The 21,159-nt window shown below is 28.2% G+C and carries 18 protein-coding genes; 16 read left to right on the top strand and 2 right to left on the bottom strand.

What is annotated here, in order from left to right:
- Positions 1–34: 34 nt before the first annotated feature.
- Positions 35–658, bottom strand: coding sequence for a manganese efflux pump (locus D2A34_RS15485; RefSeq protein ID WP_079439648.1), 624 nt, complete (start codon positions 656–658; stop codon positions 35–37).
- A gap of 322 nt (positions 659–980) precedes the next feature.
- Between D2A34_RS15485 and leuA the strand changes: the two genes are divergently transcribed.
- The 12 genes from leuA (at position 981) to D2A34_RS15425 (ending at position 13,525) form a co-directional block, all read left to right on the top strand.
- A complete protein-coding gene (gene leuA / locus D2A34_RS15480) occupies positions 981–2,651 on the top strand; it encodes a 2-isopropylmalate synthase (protein WP_119367231.1) in 1,671 nt (556 codons plus the stop codon).
- A gap of 248 nt (positions 2,652–2,899) precedes the next feature.
- On the top strand, positions 2,900–3,964 hold the full coding sequence (gene hisC, locus D2A34_RS15475) for a histidinol-phosphate transaminase (protein ID WP_119367230.1): 1,065 nt from the start codon (positions 2,900–2,902) through the stop codon (positions 3,962–3,964).
- Positions 3,965–4,065: 101 nt separating this feature from the next.
- The gene (locus tag D2A34_RS15470; RefSeq protein WP_079439651.1) at positions 4,066–4,572 is read left to right on the top strand and encodes a GNAT family N-acetyltransferase; all 507 of its coding nucleotides are present in this window, start codon (positions 4,066–4,068) and stop codon (positions 4,570–4,572) included.
- 25 nt (positions 4,573–4,597) lie between these two features.
- Positions 4,598–5,635 carry a M42 family metallopeptidase gene (locus D2A34_RS15465; RefSeq protein WP_119367286.1) on the top strand — a complete coding sequence of 346 codons (1,038 nt, stop codon included), beginning with the start codon at positions 4,598–4,600 and terminating at the stop codon, positions 5,633–5,635.
- Between the two features lie 245 nt (positions 5,636–5,880).
- Positions 5,881–6,123, top strand: a complete 243-nt coding sequence (locus D2A34_RS15460; RefSeq protein WP_119367229.1) for a hypothetical protein — start codon at positions 5,881–5,883, stop codon at positions 6,121–6,123.
- A 219-nt stretch (positions 6,124–6,342) separates the two neighbouring features.
- On the top strand, positions 6,343–6,972 hold the full coding sequence (locus tag D2A34_RS15455) for an HAD family hydrolase (protein ID WP_119367228.1): 630 nt from the start codon (positions 6,343–6,345) through the stop codon (positions 6,970–6,972).
- Between the two features lie 255 nt (positions 6,973–7,227).
- Positions 7,228–8,706, top strand: coding sequence for a leucine-rich repeat domain-containing protein (locus D2A34_RS15450; RefSeq protein WP_079439655.1), 1,479 nt, complete (start codon positions 7,228–7,230; stop codon positions 8,704–8,706).
- 264 nt (positions 8,707–8,970) lie between these two features.
- Positions 8,971–9,912 (top strand): GTP-binding protein, encoded by a 942-nt coding sequence (locus tag D2A34_RS15445; RefSeq protein ID WP_079439656.1) that lies wholly within the window; start codon positions 8,971–8,973, stop codon positions 9,910–9,912.
- 106 nt (positions 9,913–10,018) lie between these two features.
- Entirely contained in the window at positions 10,019–10,642 is a 624-nt protein-coding gene (locus D2A34_RS15440) for a GTP-binding protein (RefSeq protein ID WP_119367227.1), read from the top strand.
- A gap of 38 nt (positions 10,643–10,680) precedes the next feature.
- Positions 10,681–11,676, top strand: a complete 996-nt coding sequence (locus tag D2A34_RS15435; RefSeq protein WP_119367226.1) for a permease — start codon at positions 10,681–10,683, stop codon at positions 11,674–11,676.
- Positions 11,677–11,732: 56 nt separating this feature from the next.
- Positions 11,733–12,521: a TIGR03943 family putative permease subunit gene (locus D2A34_RS15430; protein WP_119367225.1), complete on the top strand. Its 789-nt coding sequence runs from the start codon at positions 11,733–11,735 to the stop codon at positions 12,519–12,521.
- Positions 12,522–12,718: 197 nt separating this feature from the next.
- Positions 12,719–13,525, top strand: a complete 807-nt coding sequence (locus D2A34_RS15425; RefSeq protein WP_119367224.1) for a Cof-type HAD-IIB family hydrolase — start codon at positions 12,719–12,721, stop codon at positions 13,523–13,525.
- A 108-nt stretch (positions 13,526–13,633) separates the two neighbouring features.
- Here the strand turns inward: D2A34_RS15425 and D2A34_RS15420 are convergent, their stop codons facing one another.
- A complete protein-coding gene (locus tag D2A34_RS15420) occupies positions 13,634–14,857 on the bottom strand; it encodes a DEAD/DEAH box helicase (RefSeq protein WP_079439661.1) in 1,224 nt (407 codons plus the stop codon).
- A gap of 438 nt (positions 14,858–15,295) precedes the next feature.
- Between D2A34_RS15420 and D2A34_RS15415 the strand changes: the two genes are divergently transcribed.
- The 4 genes from D2A34_RS15415 to recQ all read left to right on the top strand — a co-directional run bounded on the left by D2A34_RS15415 (position 15,296) and on the right by recQ (position 21,029).
- A complete protein-coding gene (locus D2A34_RS15415; RefSeq protein WP_119367223.1) occupies positions 15,296–16,732 on the top strand; it encodes a DEAD/DEAH box helicase in 1,437 nt (478 codons plus the stop codon).
- 82 nt (positions 16,733–16,814) lie between these two features.
- Complete coding sequence (locus tag D2A34_RS15410; protein WP_119367222.1) at positions 16,815–17,423, top strand: hypothetical protein; 609 nt, start codon at positions 16,815–16,817, stop codon at positions 17,421–17,423.
- Between the two features lie 72 nt (positions 17,424–17,495).
- Complete coding sequence (locus D2A34_RS15405) at positions 17,496–18,365, top strand: methionyl aminopeptidase (RefSeq protein ID WP_119367221.1); 870 nt, start codon at positions 17,496–17,498, stop codon at positions 18,363–18,365.
- Positions 18,366–18,578: 213 nt separating this feature from the next.
- The gene (gene recQ / locus D2A34_RS15400) at positions 18,579–21,029 is read left to right on the top strand and encodes a DNA helicase RecQ (protein WP_119367220.1); all 2,451 of its coding nucleotides are present in this window, start codon (positions 18,579–18,581) and stop codon (positions 21,027–21,029) included.
- The last annotated feature ends 130 nt before the right edge of the window (positions 21,030–21,159 follow it).

Here is a 21,159-nt window from a genome sequence, read left to right as displayed (position 1 = left end):
TTAAAATTTTTGATCTATCTATGACTTATTTTAACTATATAATTGATTCATATATTCCCAAAACAATTAATATTATTCCAGAAATTAAATATGCATGATTTTTTAAGTATTTGCCTAAACTTGTATTATTGTAATAGTAGCCTAAATAAATCATCAATATTGATATCGTGAAGTAGAAAAATACGCTAAGAGGGATATTAATGCCAGTAATACTTGCAGCAAAAGAGGTGCAAAAATTATTGATTGCAATAGCTAAAGAAAGACGTATACATTTTTTAATATCAATATGATTAGATTTATCTGAATCAATAATTATAGGATTATCTAATATATTTTTATATTCAAAAGGACTTTGATAGAAGTAAGAAATATCATATCCAGAGCGATTTTGCACGATTTTAATGTATTCAACAATGAAAGATACACCTATAAAACTTAAAAGAACTCCTCCAAATATATTATCTAATCGAAAACCAAATAAAGGTTGAATTAATCTACCAATATACATTGAAATAAATGTACTAATTGATGTCAGAATTGAAAGCAAAATCATACTTGATTTAGGCAAATTTATTTTTTTGATTCCATAAGATAAAGCTACAGATAAATTGTCAGTATTAGAAGAAATAGAGAATAAAAATGGTGATAAAAAAATCATATGGAACTCCTAAAAATTATTTTAATATAATATATTCGAAGAACATAAAAAAGGTTAAAAATTGATAAATTTATAAGAAAATATCAAAAAAATTAAGCGTTTATTTGAAAATAGCTTGAAATATTTACATATAATAAGTCGTGTGGTAAAATACTTTTAATGTTTAAAAAGATAAAGAGATAATTTGGTTGGGGTTAATAAGCAAAGTAGATAAGTAAATTGTATTTATTATGAAGGCGGAGATATATTTGATATATTGTATCTGAATTAATATAAATTGGAAGCTAAATTTATAATAAATATATTTGGGGGGCATATAAAAATGTTAAATTATAAAAAATACAAAAGATTTGAAACAATAAAATTAAAGGACAGAAGATGGCCAGATAATGAAATTATAAAGGCACCTATTTGGTGTAGCGTTGATTTAAGGGATGGAAATCAATCACTTATAAATCCGATGACTGTTGAGGAAAAAGTAGAATTTTTTAACCTTCTTGTCAAACTTGGATTTAAAGAAATCGAAATTGGATTTCCTTCAGCGTCGCAAATAGAATATGACTTTTTAAGAAAGCTAGTTGATGAAAAACACATTCCAGATGATGTTGTTATACAAGTATTAACACAAGCTAGACCGCACCTAATACAGAGGACTTTTGAAGCTTTGAAGGATGTTAAGAAAGCCATTGTTCATATATATAATTCAACGTCAGTGTTACAAAGGGATGTTGTATTTAATATGAGTAAGAATGAGATAAAAGAGATTGCAGTAGAAGGAACTAAACTAGTGAAAGAATATGCAAGTGATTTTAAAGGTGAAATATTACTTGAATATTCTCCTGAAAGTTTTACAGGAACAGAAGTTGAATATGCAGTAGAGATTTGTGATGCAGTTTTAGATACATGGGGAGCAAGTAAGGAAAACAAAGTAATTATTAATCTTCCATCGACAGTGCAAATGGATACTCCAAACGTATATGCAGATCAAATAGAATGGATGTGTAGAAACTTTAAGGATAGAGAAAGAGTTATTGTAAGTGTTCATCCACATAACGATAGAGGAACAGGAGTTGGAGATGCAGAGCTTGCAATGCTCGCTGGTGCTGACAGAGTTGAAGGAACATTGTTTGGTAATGGTGAAAGAACAGGAAATGTAGATATCTTAACTATTGCATATAATATGTTTTCTCATGGAGTAAATCCTGAGTTAAACCTTGAAAATATTGATGAGATAATAGAAGTTTATGAAAGGTGTGTTAAAATACCAGTTCATGTTAGACACCCTTATGCAGGAAATCTTGTGTTTACGGCATTTTCAGGTTCTCATCAAGATGCTATTAATAAAGGTATGAAGAGATATGAAGAAAGACATGATAAGATATGGCAAGTACCGTATTTACCAATTGATCCAAGTGATCTAGGTAGGGAATATGAAGCTTTAGTTAGAATTAACAGTCAATCAGGTAAAGGTGGAATTGCATTTGTTATGGATCATTGCTATGGATTTAAGCTTCCAAAAACAATGCAGAAAGAATTTGCAGATATAATCCAAAGGATATCAGAGGGAAAAGGAGAAGTATCTCCAGTAGAAGTTATGGAAGCTTTTGAAAGGGAATATTTAAATTTAGAAATACCTTTCAAATTGGTTAAGTGTACAATTTCTGATATTTCTGATGAGAATAGTAATGGAGATACTAGAGTTAATGTTACAATAGTATATAATGGACTATCTAAAGAGTTAGAAGGTATCGGAAATGGACCAATTGATGCATTCAAATCAGCATTATCTGGCAGCAGCCTAATTAATGTTAGAATTATTGATTATACTGAGCATGCATTAAGTACTGGTTCTGAAGCGAAAGCAGCAGCTTATGTATACATGGAAAGAAACGATATAGGAATAAAGACTTTTGGGGTTGGTGTTGATAGTAATATTACCAGAGCATCAATTAAATCAATGATAAGTGCAATTAATCGTCTATATTCTAAGTAATTTATTATGAGATATAAATAATTACAGTATAAAAAATAACTGTCAAGTATGTTCAGGAACATGTTGACAGTTATTTTTTATGTAGATCTAAAGAATTCTATATTTATATCATAAATAAATATTAAATTCATGGCAGTTGTAATACTTTTTATTATTGAAAATAATATTTAAAGTAGTTAAGGAATAGAAGATATAATAAATTTAAGGTATAATATACTAAAAAGCAAATTATACTAGGGGGCAAGTGAATGAGTAAATATTGGAATGATAAAGTTAAAGAAATAGAACCTTATGTGCCTGGGGAACAGCCTAAGGATAAAAAGTACATAAAATTAAATACAAATGAAAATCCATACCCACCATCTGATAAAGTTATAGAGGCCATGAAAATTGCTGTTAATGATGACTTGAAACTTTATCCAGATCCAACTTGTAGTGATCTTATAAATGAAATAGCAAATTATTATGATTTGGATAAAGATCAAATATTTATTGGAAATGGATCCGATGAAGTTCTAGCATTTTCATTTATGACCTATTTTTCAAAGGATAGAAAAATCCTATTTCCTGATATAAGCTATTCTTTTTATGTAGTTTATGCAGAGCTTTTTGATTTAAATTACGAGTTAGTAAAATTGGATGATAATTTTGATATACCGCTAGATGTTTTAAAAAAGCCAAATGGTGGAGTTATAATACCAAATCCTAATGCACCAACAGGAAAATATATTGCTGTAGAGGAACTAAAAAAATTAGTCGAAGCAAACAAAGATAGTGTTGTTATAATAGACGAAGCGTATGTAGATTTTGGCGGAGAATCAATGGTTAAGTTTATAAAAGATTATGAAAATCTTTTAGTTATTCAAACTTTATCTAAATCACGATCACTAGCAGGTCTTAGAGTTGGATTTGCATTGGGGCATAAAGATTTAATTGAAGGATTAAACAGAGTTAAAAATAGTATAAATTCATATACGATTGATAGAGTAGCACTTGCAGGTGCAAAAGCTGCAATTCAAGATAATGAATATTTTAAAGAAATAACAAAGAAAATAATAAATACAAGAGAAAAAGTAGTAAGTGATTTAGAAAAACTAGATTTTAGAGTATTAGAATCAAAATCAAATTTTGTATTTGCTAGTCATAATAGAGTTTCGGGGAAACTTATTTATGAAAAGTTGAAAGATAATGGGGTATTAGTTAGATACTTCAATAAAGAAAGAATTGATAATTTTTTAAGAATTACAATAGGAACTGATGAAGAAATGAGTATACTAGTTGAAAAGCTTAACTTAATATTAGGTGAAATCTAGAATTAAAATTTAATAAAGATAGTAATTAGAATATTAGTTATATGTCCTAGGAGAAAGTATAGGATATGTAGCTAATTTCTTTGTGGAAATGGAGAATAAGTATGAGGAAAACTATAGATACGAAAGTAAGTAATTTTAAGCTTAGATTTGCTGAGGAAAAAGATACAGGATTAGTATTAGCCTTAATAAAAGAGTTGGCAGATTATGAAAAATTGCTAAATGAAGTTGTAGCAACAGAAGAAATTCTTTACGATTCACTTTTTGTTAGAAAAAAAGCAGAAGTTATTATTGGAGAGTATGAAGATAAGCCAGTTGGATTTGCATTATTCTTTCATAATTTCTCAACCTTTCTTGGAAGACCAGGAATATATCTTGAGGATTTGTACATAAAACCTGAAATGAGGGGATTAGGGCTTGGAAAAGTTATGCTATCATTTCTTGGAAAGCTTGCAGTCGAGCGTAATTGCGGTAGACTTGAATGGTGGTGTATAGATTGGAACGAACCGTCAATAGAATTTTACAAAAGGATGGGAGCTAAACCAATGGATGAATGGACTGTTTATAGAGTTGATGATTTAGAACTATCCAAACTTGCTAATGAATTTTGAATTTGAAAGAGAGATGTGATTGTTTATGGAACTAAGTATTAATAAAGAATTTATTTTATCAACAGCTAAAGAAATTTTAGAGTTTGATAGCCCAACAGGCTTCTGCTTTGAAATAATTGAAAAGATAAGAAACATTGTAGGGAGTTTTGGGTATAGTTTTGAGCTGACCAATAAAGGTTGTGGGATAATAACGGTAAATGGAGTGTCTAATGAAAGAGTTATAGGATTATCTGCTCATGTTGATACTTTAGGTGCCATGGTCAGATCAATAACTTCTGATGGGAAATTAAAATTTTCTTTACTTGGAGGGCCAATTGTTCCGACGCTAGATGGAGAGTATTGTACTATAAGAACTAGAGAAGGAAAGAAGTACACAGGAACGTTTTTAAGCACTAGCCCGGCGGCGCATGTATATGAAGATAGTTCAAGTAAAATAAGAGAACCTAAAAATATGGAAATAAGGATTGATGAGAATGTATTCTCGAAGGATGACACCTTAAAGCTCGGTATATGTCCAGGTGATTTCATATTTATTGATCCTAAAACAACAGTTACAGAAAGCGGATTTATTAAATCAAGGTTTATAGATGATAAAGGAAGTGTTTCCTGCCTTCTAGGATTGCTAGAATTATTTAATAGAGAAAAAATTATACCTAAATACACAATTAAAATTTTGATTTCAACATATGAAGAAGTAGGTCATGGATCTTCGTATATTCCAAGTGATATAAGTGAAATGATAGCAGTTGATATGGGGTGTATTGGTGATGATTTAAGTTGTACTGAATACGATGTTTCAATTTGTGCGAAAGATTCTGGTGGACCGTATGATTACAACATGGTAACTAAATTGGTAAATTTAGCAAAGGATAATAATTTAAAATATGTGGTTGATATTTACCCAATGTATGGTTCAGATGTTGGTGCTGCTTTAAGAGGTGGGAATGATATAAGAGGAGCGTTAATAGGGCCAGGAGTACATGCATCTCATGGAATGGAAAGAACTCATTATAGTGCACTTGAAAATACAATTAAGCTTCTATATCTATATTTAAATGAATAATGAAGAAATATAGTTAGATTCTTAATAAGGATAAATTGTCATATATTTAAAATGATCTTGTAATAGTGAAATAGAATATTTTAATTAAGTACATGAAAGTTTGTTAAAAAGATGATAATTGTTTATAAAAAGTGTCAAAAAAGTGAGAAAAAAGATAGAAATAAAATGTATATTTTTGCCATGGAGTATACTAAAATAATAGGGGGGCAAGTATAAAAGATTTACACTTAAAAGAGGTGAATAAAATGTTATATGTATATTTGATATCAGTAAAATTAAGTTACTTATCGTTAGCACTAATTTTAGTTAGATTATTTATGAATATGAAAAGAATAAACATTGATAACAGTAAAGATAAACTTAAATTATTAATAACATTATTAATAGTATGTATTGTACCAATATTAAACATATTTTTTGCAATATCAAGTGCATATGTTTCATTACTAATGAAAAAAGACAGCTTTTTAAAACTTATGAATCAATAGCTTTAGAAAAATCTAGAGCTATTTTTTTGTTTACATTAATAAAACAGCTTTTACCTTTTTTAATTATAGTTGTATATAATATTAATTATTTATTAAGTGAACAAAATAAATAATTAATATTATGAGAAAATATAATTTAAGTAATTAATTAAAGTAATTACTTAAATTATACGAATTATGAAATATTAGAAATTATAAATAAATAAAGGAGAAAGATTTATGAAAGCAGTTATTTTTGATATGGATGGAGTAATTATTGATAGTGAACCAATACATTTTGATGTAGATTTACAAACAATAAGTGAATTAGGAGGTGATATTTCAAAAGAAGATTTAGAAAAATATGTTGGAACAACTAATGAATATATGTATACAGATATTAAAAATAAATTTAATATCAGTAAATCACTGGAAGAAATAATACATTATAAAGTAGAACTTACTAAAAAGAAAATAATTGAATTAGATTTAGAACCTATTGAAGGAATTAGAGAGTTATTAAAAGAATTAAAAAACAAAAATATTAATACAGCGATAGCCTCATCATCGCCTAGAGATTTTATTGAATTGGTTGTATCAAAATTTAAGCTTGAAAATTACATTGAGTATATTATAAGTGGTGAAGAAGTTAAGCATGGGAAACCTGATCCGGATATTTACATTGAGACTGCTAAAAAATTAAGAGTGTCTCCAGAGGAATGTATTGTTATTGAAGACTCTAGAAATGGTGTCTTAGCAGCTAAAGCAGCAGGGATGAAATGCATTGGTTTTCAAAATGTAAATTCAGGTAATCAAGATTTATCTAATGCTGATGTTATTGTTCATTCAATTACTGAAGTGAATTTTTAGTTTATTAATGATATAGGCAGAATTTTTTATTGTTAAAAATTCTGCCTAATTTTATTGGTTAATGGATATTAGATTGAAATTGAAAAAATATGTAGTTTTACTTTGTAAAAGGCCCTAAAATTGGTAAAATAATTGTATGTTTTTATGTAAATTATTTGCTAGAAGATGTATAAAGATAGAATGTTTTATAATTATTTGAGATTATATATCTTAAATGGTATAATTTATATGTAAAAATGAAAAGGAGACGATTAGATGCGACATAATAAGTTGAAAAAATTAGTAGTATTAGCTGTATTTTTATGCATTAGCAGTGTTCCAGTGGTTACTTATGCAAAGGATGCAAGAATTAATGGGGAAATAGCTGAACAAAGTAAAGTTATAATTGAAGAAAATTGGTTAACAAAGGAAGTTGCTAATCAATTAAAAAAGAAAGTTAGTGATCTTACAGAATTGGATTTTTTAAGTATTACTAAAATTGACTTGAAATACGAAAAATATGACGATGTGATTCCACAAGAAATAAAGTTATTGAAGAATTTGGAATACTTAGATTTAAATTACTCAAAGATAGAAGGAAAAGTTCCTGAAGCGTTAGGAGATTTACCTAAGTTAACTTATTTAGATTTAGGAGATAATAAGATTGAAGAATTACCAGATGTAGTTAAGCAAAAAATAATTAATGGTAATTATACATATTGCGATGTAGAAGGAAATAAATTCAGACTTGATGAAGGTTGGTATTTTCTAAAGGGAAAATGGTGTTATTTAGATAGAAATGGAAGTAGAATTAAAGGGACAAGCATAAGGATAAATGGAAAGTTTTATGAATTTAATGAAGAAGGTAATGTAAGAGAAGGTTGGGAAAGCGATAAGGATAAAAATTGGTATTATTATGATAGAATAAATGGACTCATAAAAAATGACTGGAAGTTAGTTTCTGGAAAATGGTATTACTTTAATGAAGATGGAATAATGCAAAAAGGATCTCAAGTAATAAAAGGTGTAAAATATTATTTAAGCGATAGTGGAGCTATGGTTACTGGCTGGCAGAAAATAAACAATAACAATTATTATTTTTGTAGTACTGGTGGAATGCAGTATGGTTGGTTAAATCTAAGTGATAAAGTATTTTATCTAGATGAAAGTACAGGGGTTATGGTAACAGGGGATCGAGTTATTAATGGCAAAAAATATAAGTTTAATAGTGATGGTTCATTAATAAAAAATGTATGGTTAGATAATTACACATATGTACAAGCTAACGGTGAAACAGTAAACACATACTATAATTATTCACATTCTAATACAAACTATCAATTATTTAAATATATGACTGATGTAAATAATCAGTGGAGTGTTGATAGCAAAGCAATAGCTTTACATGGAGGAATAACAAGCAATAATTGTGTATATTTTAGTTCGGAAGCATTAAGAAGAATAGGCGTTAATATTCCAGTATCTGCATCAAATACATATCAACTAGAAAATATATTAAAGAGTATGGGTTTTGCATATAGTTATGATTTTTCACAAATAAAACCAGGAGATATTGTTTTCACAAATAATTATTCACATGTATATATATTTATGTGCTGGGATAAAGATGGGTATGCTTATATTGTAGATAATCAAGGGGCAAGCTTTGGTAATTCAGTTCTTCATAGAAGGAAAGTACTTGAAGATACGGCAACCACTGATAGAGCAACTCACTTCTTCTATTATCCATATTAAGTTTATTGTTAATTAATGATTAATCTAAGTAAATATTTCATATGTTTTAAAAGAATTATACTAGATACATTGTAATAACATATTTTAATATGTATTAAAGAAATTTTAGACAATAATTTGAGACGTTCATGATTGATAGGAAACTATTAATCGTGGATGTTTTTTTATTAAAAAATATTGTAAAGATTTTTAATCATATATATATAAGTAACATAGTATAAATAAAAATATGAGTATAATTGAAGGAATGAAAGGTGAGTTCTTATGAAAATTAATGTTGATATATTTTCGGGTTTTTTAGGAGCCGGAAAAACCATGCTAATTAAGAAGTTATTAAGTGAAAAAGCGTATGGAAAAAATACAATAATAATTGAAAATGAGTTCGGTGAGGTAGGAATTGATGGAGATATATTAAAAGAAAGTAATGTTGAAATAAAGGAAATCAATTCAGGATGTATATGTTGTCAGGTGTCGGGTAACTTCGGAGAAGCGGTTTTTGAGGTCATAAATAAATATAATCCAGACAACATAATTATCGAGCCATCAGGAGTAGCAAAATTAAGTGAAGTTTTGAACATTCTACAAGGAATAAAGTTTCAGCATAAGATAGAGGTAAGATATATTTTTACTTTAATTGATATTCGGAATTATGATACGTATTTAAAGAATTTTAAAGAATTTTACGAGAACCAAATAAGGAAAGCAAACACAATAGTATTAAGTCGAAGTCAATTCGTTGATAGTGAAAAGATAAAGACTACAATTGAATCCTTAAGAAACCTTAATTCCAAAGCCGAAATAATATTTAAGCCATGGGAAAATTTAAAAGCAAAAGATTTCTTTTTGGCAGGAAACATTGAAAGTAAGTTAAGTTTAGAATTAACTAAATCTAATACAAATAAATTTTTGAGACGTGAGAAAGAACATGATGCTAAAGAAATTTTTGAAAGCTATCCAATTGAGCTTATTGAAAGTACGAGTATTCAAGAGCTTCAGAAAAAATTCGAGTTTATTGCTAATAATGAAAAGTTTGGTAATATACTAAGAGCAAAGGGAATTTTAAAAGGATTAGATGGTCTATACTATCAATTTGACTATGTTCCAAATGAATTTAAAAGTAGAAAAATTAGGTGGTCTAATAAAAAAGTTGTTTCAATTATTGGGAGTAAATTGAACAAACATGAGTTACTACAGTTATTTAAGTAAATAATCTGTAGACGATGTATTTTTATAGTATTTACTAAAATATTAGTTAGTTCTGATTTGAAATTAGTGGCATATTAAATGCTATATATAGATAGGTGGTGTAAAAATGAAAATAAATATTGAGATTGTAACAGGTTTTTTAAGTTCAGGAAAAACTACTTTTATAAATTCACTGTTAAATGAAAGTCAAGTGGAAGGTGAAAAAGTTTTAATTTTTCAACTTGAACAAGGAAAGATGAGAATTTCAGAATTTAATAATTCAATTATAGTACAGGCGGTTAACGATGTACGTGATTTAAATGAAGAAATGATTTATTCAATAGATGAGTACAATCCCAATAGAATAATAATTGAATATAATGGTACCTCTGACTTGAAGGAATTAATAGATATACTAAATCAAAAGATTTATAGAGAATGTTGTAAAATTACTACTATATTTTTTGTAGCTGATGGAAAAAATCTCAGACAATATATTGATAATATTGGAAGTTTTATGATTCCATTTATACAATCTGCTAACATGGTGATTATAAATAATATAGATTACTGTAGCAAAGATAATTTGGTAGAAGGAGTAAACAGCGTTAGACAGATTAATCCTAAAGCTTATATATTAAAGGTAAATAATAAATATATACTGAGAACAGCCCTTAGAGAGTCAAAGGTTATAGATAATGGATATATTAAGAAACTGAGAATTAAAATATCAAATTATAAAAGATATTAATAGAACATACCAAAATACGTTTGAAATGAGGAAGTACTATGAATCGTTGGAAAAACAGAGTTGTAACTTTCTTGGTTATAAGTACAATTGTGATTGGGTATATAGGTAAAAAGTATATACCCAATCTGTATATTCATGAAGTCGGGGATGTTGCTAGTATATTTACGAGCATAGTCCTTGAGGCAATGCCTTTTATAATTTTAGGTTCTCTAATTTCTGCAATAATTCAAACTTGTATTTCGGAGAAATTTATAGCAAAAATTATACCAAGGGCTAGCGTATTTGGCTACGTAGGAGCAGCTCTAATAGGAATGATATTTCCAGTATGTGAATGTGCGATTGTCCCAATAACAAGGAGGCTTATAAAAAAAGGAGTACCGATTGGATTTGGCGTTACCTTTATGCTCGCCGTTCCAATAATAAATCCTGTTGTTATAATGTCTACGTATTATGCGTTTTACGATAAACAAATTATGGTACTACTTAGGGTAGTAGGAGGGTTTGTAGCATCAATTTTAATTGGAATGATAGTTAATGCAATTGAAAAAAACAAAAACTCGTTAATTGAAGATTATGTAGAAGTCGAGGGTTATTGCAGTTGTGGGTGTAGTTCTTATATTGAGAGTGAAAATAGGTATATTGCTATAATTGAGCATACAAATAAAGAGTTTTTAGAAATAATGGGTTATCTGATTTTTGGAGCATTTATATCTAGTATATTTCAGGTTTTTGTATCTCATGGTGGATTTAATTATATTTCTAATAATAAATTATTAGGAATAATTATTATGATGCTGCTAGGATTCCTGCTATCGCTTTGCTCTGAAGTTGATGCATTTGTTGGAAGAAGTTTTTTAGTTAATTACTCATATAGTGGTGTTTTAGCATTTCTAATCCTTGGCCCGATGCTGGATTTAAAGAATCTTTTTATGATTATGGGAGCCTTCAAGAAGAGTTTTGTACTTAAGTTATGTATAAGTACACTAGGAGTTGTATTTTTAATAGCTTTTTTATTTATGCTGTGTGGATTATAACACATTATATAATAAATGAAAGATTATTAGATGCGTGAAAGGAGGCAGTATAATAGATGAAAAAATTTAATTTTGAAGAATTCTTATGGTTTATAACGCTTATTTTACTCGATTTATCAGTGATTTATTTGGTTTATACGGGGAAGATAAGTTCTTATATAGGAAATAGTTTAATTAAATATATGTATATTACTATAATTATGATAAGTATTATTACAGTAGCACAAATAAAAAATATATTTACAAGTAAAGGAAACGGTAATATTAAAATGAAATTAATACCGATTATATTAACTATTATATTAGGTATAATTTCTGTTAATAATCTGCAAACATTTAGGCACTCTGAATTAGATGAAGACATAAGAGAAAATAGGACAAGTAAAATAGATAGACGATCTTTGTATGAGCATGAATTCAATTATACTTTTAATAAAAACAAAGGTAATGTGAATAAAGACTACAAAAGAAATCAAGAAAGCGATATAAATGGCAATAAACAAGAAACAATTATAATTGATGATAATAATCCTATGACCATAGAGGATATAAGAATAAAGCCAGAAAAATATATAGGTAGAAAATTAGAGATTCATGGTTTTATATGCAAGGAAACATATTTAAATAAAAATCAATTCATTATAGGAAAAATAATCATGAATTGCTGTGCCGCAGATTCTAAAGCTGTTGGTTTAGTTGGAGAATATGATCAGATAGAAAATTTAAGTGAAAGTGAAAATGTAAAGATCTTAGGCACCTTAAGTACTTCAACAATAAAAGATGAGAACAATGTAATTCATAGAATACCTGTAGTAAAAGTTGAAAAGATAGAAATAGAAAAATAAGATAAGGCACATATCGATTAAAGTTTGATATGTGCTTTATCTTCGTTTTTCCAGTTTGATTAGAAACTTATTAGTCAATATTCAACTATATTTTATAAATATGATTCATGGTAAAATTAATTGTATTTACTGTTTACATAACTATAAAAACAAATTAAAAAGGGGATAAGTACTTATTGTTAAGGAGATGAAGAAGTATGAAAGACAAGTTTAGTGATTATGTTATTATTTCAGATTTAGATGGAACATTATTAAATAATAATAAAGAGATATCAAAGGAAAATTTACAAGCAATTAATTATTTTACTGATAATGGCGGAAGGTTCTCTGTGGCTACAGGAAGAGTTATTGAAGCAACGGTTGGATATTTAGAAAATATTAAAATCAATCTACCTATAATAGTTTATAATGGTGGAGTTATTTATGATTATAAGAATAATAAAATTATTAGTGAAAGTTTTGTTGATGAAAAGCAAAAGGAGATAGTAAATAGGCTAAATGAAGACTTTGAAAATATTGGTATAGAAATATATGCCGATAGAAAATTATATGTTCTTAAAGACTCAGGACATTCAAAAAGATCTGCAACAGAAATGCTTGATATAATATATGAAGTAAAAGAAGAATTATCTTCAAGGCAATGGCACAAGATTCTAGTAGTTGGTGAAAGTGATATAATTGATAATATTGAAAATAATTTTTATGATAAATATAAAATTAATGGAACACGAAGTGGAAAGACCTCTTATGAGTTACTGCCAATAGGGGAATCTAAAGGACAAGCTTTGAAGAGAATAATTGAAATGTGTAATTTGGAATCTAAAAAGATAATATGCGTTGGTGATAATATGAATGATTTAGAACTGTTACAAGAATCAACTATTTCTTTCTGTCCAGAAAATAGTTCAAGGGAATTAAAGGAATATGCGGATTTTATAGGACCAAGTAATGATAATCATATGATATACCACATAGTAGAGTGGCTTGAATCTAAAATTAATTAGTGGAGGTTTTTCTACACATATTTTGTTACATTTAATGTTTTGCTAAGATAATTTTATTTTGTATTTTAGAATGCTAGCTTAAAATTAGTTTTTAAGCTAGCATTAAATTTAATTATGGAACGTTGATTTGTTTATTTTATTATTATGTGATTTACTTCTGATTTTTAATTCATTATTCTCAGTAGAAAAGTTATAATCTTCTAAAATTCCACCAAATACTTTCTTTTGAATAAATTTAATGTTAAACTCTTTTTCGTATTTTTTTACTATGCTAAGCTGTTTAACTGTAACTAAGCAAATAGAAGCACCATGTGCATTTCCTCGTGCAGTTCTACCTGATCTATGTAAATATTCATTTAATTTCAAAGGTAAATCCAAATGTAAGACATGAGTTATCCCTTCTACATCTAACCCTCTAGCAGTAACATCAGAGGAAACAAGTATCTTTATATTCCCATTTTTGAAACTCTCAATAGCAAGTTTTCTATCTTCTTTAGATAGCTTTCCTGTCATGGCAAAGCAATCTTTACTATGATAATTTAGTTTAGCTGTAGTTATTTCGATATCTTCATTATCATTGACAAAAATAATTGCTTTCTCTGGTTTGACAGCAACAAGAAGTTTTCTTAAAGTTTCGAATTTATCTCGTCTTTCACAAACCATAAACATATGCTCAATATTTGGATTTATTGTAGGTTTTGTTTCAGTCTTTAAAATCACAGGTTCCTTCATTAATGATTTAGCAGTTTCCAAAGTTTCGGTTTTAATAGAAGCTGAAAATAACATAAGTTGCCTGTCTTTCATAGTTGTCTTTATTATATCCTTTGTTATACTAGCTCTCTTAGGATCAAGCAAATTATCTCCTTCATCGATTACTATGGTTTTAATGGTATGTGCAGTGATTTTTTTCTTTTTTATTAAGTCAAGAATTCTACCTGTAGAACCAACAATTATATGAGGTTTAACATCTTTAAGTTTTTTTATTTGATTATTTATATTAACCTCTCCAATAATTGATAGAGAAGTAACTGGAATTGATGAATTCTCAGCAAGAAGCTTGATCTGATTTTCAACCTGTATGGCAAGTTCATGAGTTGGTACTAATATTAGTCCTTGCATTTCTCGTTTTGAAACATCAATTTTGTGGAATAAGGGAAGAAGGTAAGCTAAGGTTTTTCCACTTCCAGTATAAGCTTCACCAATTATATCCTTATTTTCAAGAGCGGGTATAATTGATGTTGATTGTATGGCTGTTGGTTCAGTTATACCCTGAATTTTAAGCCCTTCGATTATATTTGAATTCAAATTAAGATCACTAAATAAAATACTCATTTATTTCTCCTTTTATAGTTATCATTTTTAATATTATAGATTACTCTCTATATTGACAATTAATTATATCCTTATTATGTTCATTTTTCTAGCTAAAGTTACATGTTCCTCTTTAGTTATTATGAAGATAGAATAAATAATGTGCAATATGTTATTGAATATAATATATGAAGATGATTTATTTGGAGTATAATATCTAAGTTTTTCATGAATTTTGATTACTGAAAATGTGGTATTGATAGAAATCAAAATCAAAGTAAGAGGAATTTTTGAAAATTACAGAGATTAAGGAAGAAAAATAAGCTATATAAAGAACTATTTTTTAAATTATATAAAGATTGTGTTTGAATAATAGATAAGAATGGTATAATAAGAAAGATTTATATATCAACGAATGAAAATAAATTAATAGTATTAATTGAGGTGAAAATATAATTTATGAATAACAAATTCACTAAATTTAAGTTAAGTGATGAAATTTTAAAATCCATCGAAGGTTTAGGATACGATAAACCTTCTGAGGTTCAGGAAAAAGTAATTCCGGAGATTCTTTTAAATAAGGATGTAATAGTAAAATCGCAAACAGGAAGTGGAAAAACAGCAGCTTTCGGTATTCCTTTGTGTGAAAAAGTAGACTGGGATGAAAATAGTCCACAAGTTTTGGTTTTAACTCCAACAAGAGAATTAGCAGTGCAGGTAAGTGAAGATATATCTAATATTGGAAGATTTAAAAGAATAAAGGCGGTTTCTGTTTTTGGTAAAGAACCGATTTCGGAGCAGGAAAGAAAATTAAAGCAAAAAACTCACATGGTAGTTGGGACTCCGGGAAGGGTTTTAGACCTTATAGATAGGGGAAGTTTTAATATATCAAAAATAAAATATTTTGTTATTGATGAAGCAGATGAGATGCTTAATATGGGATTTATAGGTCAAGTTGAAGGTGTTATTAGAAGAATCCCAAAGAAAAAAACTACAATGTTATTTTCTGCAACAATTCCGGAAGAAGTAAAAGTTTTATGTGAAAAATATATGGATAGACCAGTTGATATTAGCATTAAAAATCAAAAACTTATTACTGATAATATTGAACACAATTTATATTATGTAGATTATGCAGATAAACTTGAAAATTTAAATAAAATATTATTATTTGAAAAGCCAGAAACAGCTGTAATATTTGGAAAGACTAAAGAAACAGTGGATGAAGTTTTTGAATATTTAAATTCTAAAGGATATTCAGTTAATAAGATACATGGAGGACTGCTTCAAAAAGAAAGACTAAACACTATGGAAAGTTTTAGACAGGGGGACTTTAGGGTGTTAGTAGCAACTGATGTAGCATCACGAGGAATTGATATTGAAGGAATTACTCATGTAATAAACTATGATTTACCTGTAGAGAAAGAGGCTTATGTTCATAGGATTGGTAGAACGGGAAGAGCAGGAGCGGAAGGAAAAGCAATAAGTTTTTGTATGAACGAGAAAGATAAACTCCTTAAAGATATTGAAGAATATATAGGATTTAAAATTCCAGTAAGTAATATTCCTATTAATGAATTAGTAAGTAATGAAAGTATACAGCTACTAAAATGTAAGCCAAAAAGGAAAAAAGATAAATCTACGGTTATAAACACCAACATCACCAAAGTTTATCTAAATGGAGGAAAGAAAAAGAAAATTCGTCCAGGTGATATTGTTGGTGCGATATGTAAGATAGAAGGTATAAATTCAGATGATATTGGAATTATTGATGTTCAAGACTCTGTATCATATGTTGATATACTAAATGGAAAAGGTAAGAAAGTTATTGAAGAATTAAATAACATGACAATAAAGGGTAAAAAGTTAAGCGTAGAAAAGGCAAGAAATAAATAATTTTTGGGAATTACATAGTTACAATAAATCAAGTTTAATATATAATGTTATACGAAGTAACTATTATGGGGGAGAGGTTAATATGAGAGCATTAATATCAATGTCTGGTATTGTTGGGAAAAGCCAAGATGAGGTGTTAGGAGTATTAAACTCATATTTTAATAAAAATTCTAAAGTGTTAAAAGAAACTGCATTAAACACAGAAATATATAAATTATTTCTTTTGAGTGAGAGTAATAATAGTTCTGTTATTTTATATCCAGAATTATTTTCTGAGATTAATGAGGTTGCGTTATATTTAGGAAAGAAATTGGATAGTCCAATTTTTAATTTCTACATTTATGATGTTGATTTATGGATGTATGAATTATTTTGTGATGGTAAAATTATTGATAGATTTTGTCCTTTACCTCGATATATAGAAGACATCGAAATAGAAGAAATAAAGTTGTATAAGGGAAATCCTAAAATAGTATGCAAATTTTTAGAAGCTATTCAATTTGATGAAATAAGAGAGTATTATAAACCTTGGACTGAAAAACTTATAAAAAGCCAAGAAAAAGCATATTCAAATGATGAATTTACATATGGAATGAATTGGCAAGCAGTAGATTTTATGAGAAAATTAGGTTTAAAATATCCGATTGTTGATGAAGAAGAGTTAATTGGAAGAGCATTTAAGTTGGTTTAGAGTATTATAATTAATATATTCTAAATTTAAATAATAAAGATAATATGATTTTAAAGAGGTGTTATAACAATAATGGTTTTAGATAGAAATGAGAAATGTTGGTGTGGTAGTGGAGTAAAGTATAAAAAGTGTCATTTGGAATTTGATGAAAAGTTAGAAAGTTTCAGACGAAAAGGTCATCTGGTACCACAAAGAGATATTATCAAAAATTCAGAGGATATTGAAGGAATTAAAAAAAGCGCTAGAATTAATGATGGTGTGTTAGATTTAGTTGCTTCTAAAATCAAAGCTGGTATGAGTACAGATGATATTGATAAACTAGTATATAACTATACTGTAGAGCAGGGAGGAATTCCGGCACCACTAAATTTTGAAGGATTTCCAAAGAGTGTGTGTACATCGATCAATAATGAAGTTTGTCATGGGATACCAGATGAAAGTATTATTCTTAAAGATGGGGACATTGTAAATGTTGATGTTTCAACAATTTTAAATGGATACTATTCGGATGCGTCAAGGATGTTTATGATAGGTGAAGTTAATGAACAAGCGAAAAAACTTGTGACAGTGGCTAGAGAATGTATGATAAAAGGCATTGAAGCCATAAAACCATGGGGATTTTTAGGAGATATAGGTGCAGCATGTGCTGAACATGCCCATAAGCATGGATATACTATAGTTAGAGCATTAGGCGGCCATGGAATCGGAAGGCAATTTCATGAAGACCCTTTTGTTCCACACATAGGTGAAAAAGGAACCGGAATGCTTTTGGTTCCGGGTATGGTTCTAACAGTAGAACCAATGGTTAATGAAGGAACTTACGATGTTTTTGTGGATGAAGTAAATGAATGGACTATTTATACAGCAGATGATAAGTTGTCAGCGCAATGGGAGCATACAGTATTAATTACTGAAACTGGAGTTGAAATCTTAGCTAAGTAAAATAATTAAATTTTTATTATTAGAATTGTTGAATTAAATTTAAAGTAGGATTGATACATTATAAATGAAATATCAATCCTACTTTATTTTCAAGTATTAAACTTAAATGATTAAATAATAAAGAATTAAGTCAATAATTAAATATGATATTATTATATAATGTATTAAGATTAAATAAGTTAAAGAATTGATTGATATAAGGAGTAAGAATTAATGACTAGTTTAGCTCGTAATGTTTTAGAAAAATATTATGGATATAAAACTTTTAGAAAAGGTCAGGAGGATATAATAGTAAAAATAATAAACGGTGAAGATGTACTTGCTATAATGCCAACTGGTGGAGGAAAGTCAATCTGCTATCAGATTCCAGCACTTGTGTTAGAGGGAATTACTATAGTAATATCTCCACTTATATCATTAATGAAAGATCAAGTTGATACATTAAAGGATATGGGAATTCAAGGTGCAATAATTAATAGTACCTTAACTGCGGCTCAGGAAAATGAAGTAATAAATAATCTTGAGAGAGGAGAAATTAAAATTCTCTATATAGCTCCAGAAAGACTTGAATCTTTTGAATTTATTAATATGATCTCTAAATGTAATATTTCTCAAATAGCAGTTGATGAAGCACATTGTATCTCACAGTGGGGACATGATTTTAGGGGTAGTTATAGGAAGATTTCTCATTTTATTAGTTTATTACAAAAGCGTCCTATAATAACAGCGTTCACAGCAACAGCCTCTGAGGAAGTGCGCGACGATATTATTAAGCTCCTTAAGCTAAGAACCCCAAAGGTGTTTATTACCGGGTTTGATAGAGAAAATTTAATTATAAATGTTATTAAAAGTGGAAGTAAAAAAGAATACTTACATAGTTATATTGAAAATAACAAGGAAGTTTCCGGTATTATATACGGTGCAACAAGAAAAGAAGTAGATAATATATATGAGGATTTGCTATCTAGGGGGCATAATGTAACGTATTATCATGCTGGGCTGCCTGAGAAAAATAGAAGAGAAAATCAAGAGAGTTTCATATATGATAGAGATAATATAATGGTGGCAACTAATGCTTTTGGAATGGGAATAGACAAACCTAATGTGAGATACGTGATGCACTATAATATGCCAAGAAATATAGAAAGTTATTATCAAGAGATTGGTAGAGCAGGAAGAGACGGAGAAAAAAGTGAATGTGTTTTATTATTTTCGCCTCAAGATGTTCAGGTACAAAAGTATTTAATTGAAAATTCCATAGAAGATATTGAAAGAAAAAATAATCAATACAGAAAACTCCAACAAATGATGGATTTTGTATATAGTAATGATTGCTATAGAAAATACATACTTGAGTATTTTGGAGAGGAATACAATTCACAATGTGATAATTGCAGCAATTGCTTAAGTGAGGGTGAATTTGTTGATAAAACTATAGAAGCTCAAAAGGTTTTATCATGCATATATAGAATGAAACATAAATTTGGAATTGGAATGCTTGTGGATGTGCTAAGAGGATCTAAGAATAAGAAAGTAATTCAATTTGATTTTGATAAACTATCCACTTATGGATTAATGAAGGAATATTCGGCTGAAGAACTTAAAACATTTATTAATACACTAATTTCTCATGGTTATATTAATGTTTTAGAAGGTACTTACCCAGTTTTGAATTTAAATGAGAAATCAAGAATGGTATTGACATCCCAAGAGAAAGTTGAATTAAAAGAATTCAAGGTAGAAAAGAAGGCTAAGGAAAATAATGAATTATTTGAGATTCTTAGAGGGGTAAGACAAGAATTAGCAAAAAACAACGGGGTTCCGCCGTACATCATTTTTGGTGATGTTACATTGAAAGAGATGACAGTAAATTATCCAATATCAAAAGATGCAATGCTTAGAATTTCAGGGGTTGGAGAAGTTAAATATAATAAATATGGTAAGGCATTTGAAGAGGCAATTAAGCTTTTTGTAGAAGATAATAATATTGAAGTGCCAGCTATTATAGAACCTTTATCAGAAACTAAGAATCGTGAAAGAACCGATGAAGACTTTAGGTTGGAAGTAACTACCGATTTAGAACTATATGAAAAGCTAAATAAAGTAAGAAAAGATTTTGCGAAGAAGGAAAGGATATTACCTCAAGCAGTTTTAACAATGAATACATTAAAAGAAATAAGTGGTAGATATCCAGATAGTTTAGATAAGTTAAAAGATATTAGTGGGATGGGGCCTAAAAAGATAAGCGATTATGGTGAAGTCATAGTAAAGATAGTAAATGATTATTTACTAGAGAATGATAAGAATGTTGAATGGGTTGAAAGGAAAAGAAAAAAAGTTATAATTGATGGTGAATATAGAGACAGTAATCAAATAGTTTTAGATATGCTCAAAGAAAAAGTTAATATTCATGAGATTTCTGAAAAGATAGAACTTTCAGTTTCAACTATCTTAGGATATGTAACTGAATATATAAAGGAATTTGGAGAAAATATATTTGATATAAAATTAGAAGAATTTTATAACGAAGAAGAAGAAGAATTAATTATTAGCGCATGTGAAAAGCGTGGGTATGATAAGATAAATATTTTGAAAAAAGAACTACCATCGTATATTAAATATGAAAGTATAAGAGCAGTAATATTAATAAAGTATTATTTGTAACTATTTTTCAGACATATAGTAATAACCTCTAATTATTATGTATATAAAAATATTAAATTTAAGTTATTATATAAGAATATTAGTGACTTTTAAAAATATAAATAATAATGGAATAAAAGTATTATAAAGA

The organism is Clostridium chromiireducens (assembly GCF_003575225.1).
Classification (GTDB): Bacteria; Bacillota; Clostridia; order Clostridiales; family Clostridiaceae; genus Clostridium; species Clostridium chromiireducens.
Note: the sequence above shows the minus strand (reverse complement) of the source record. Positions and strands in the feature narration are given on the sequence as shown.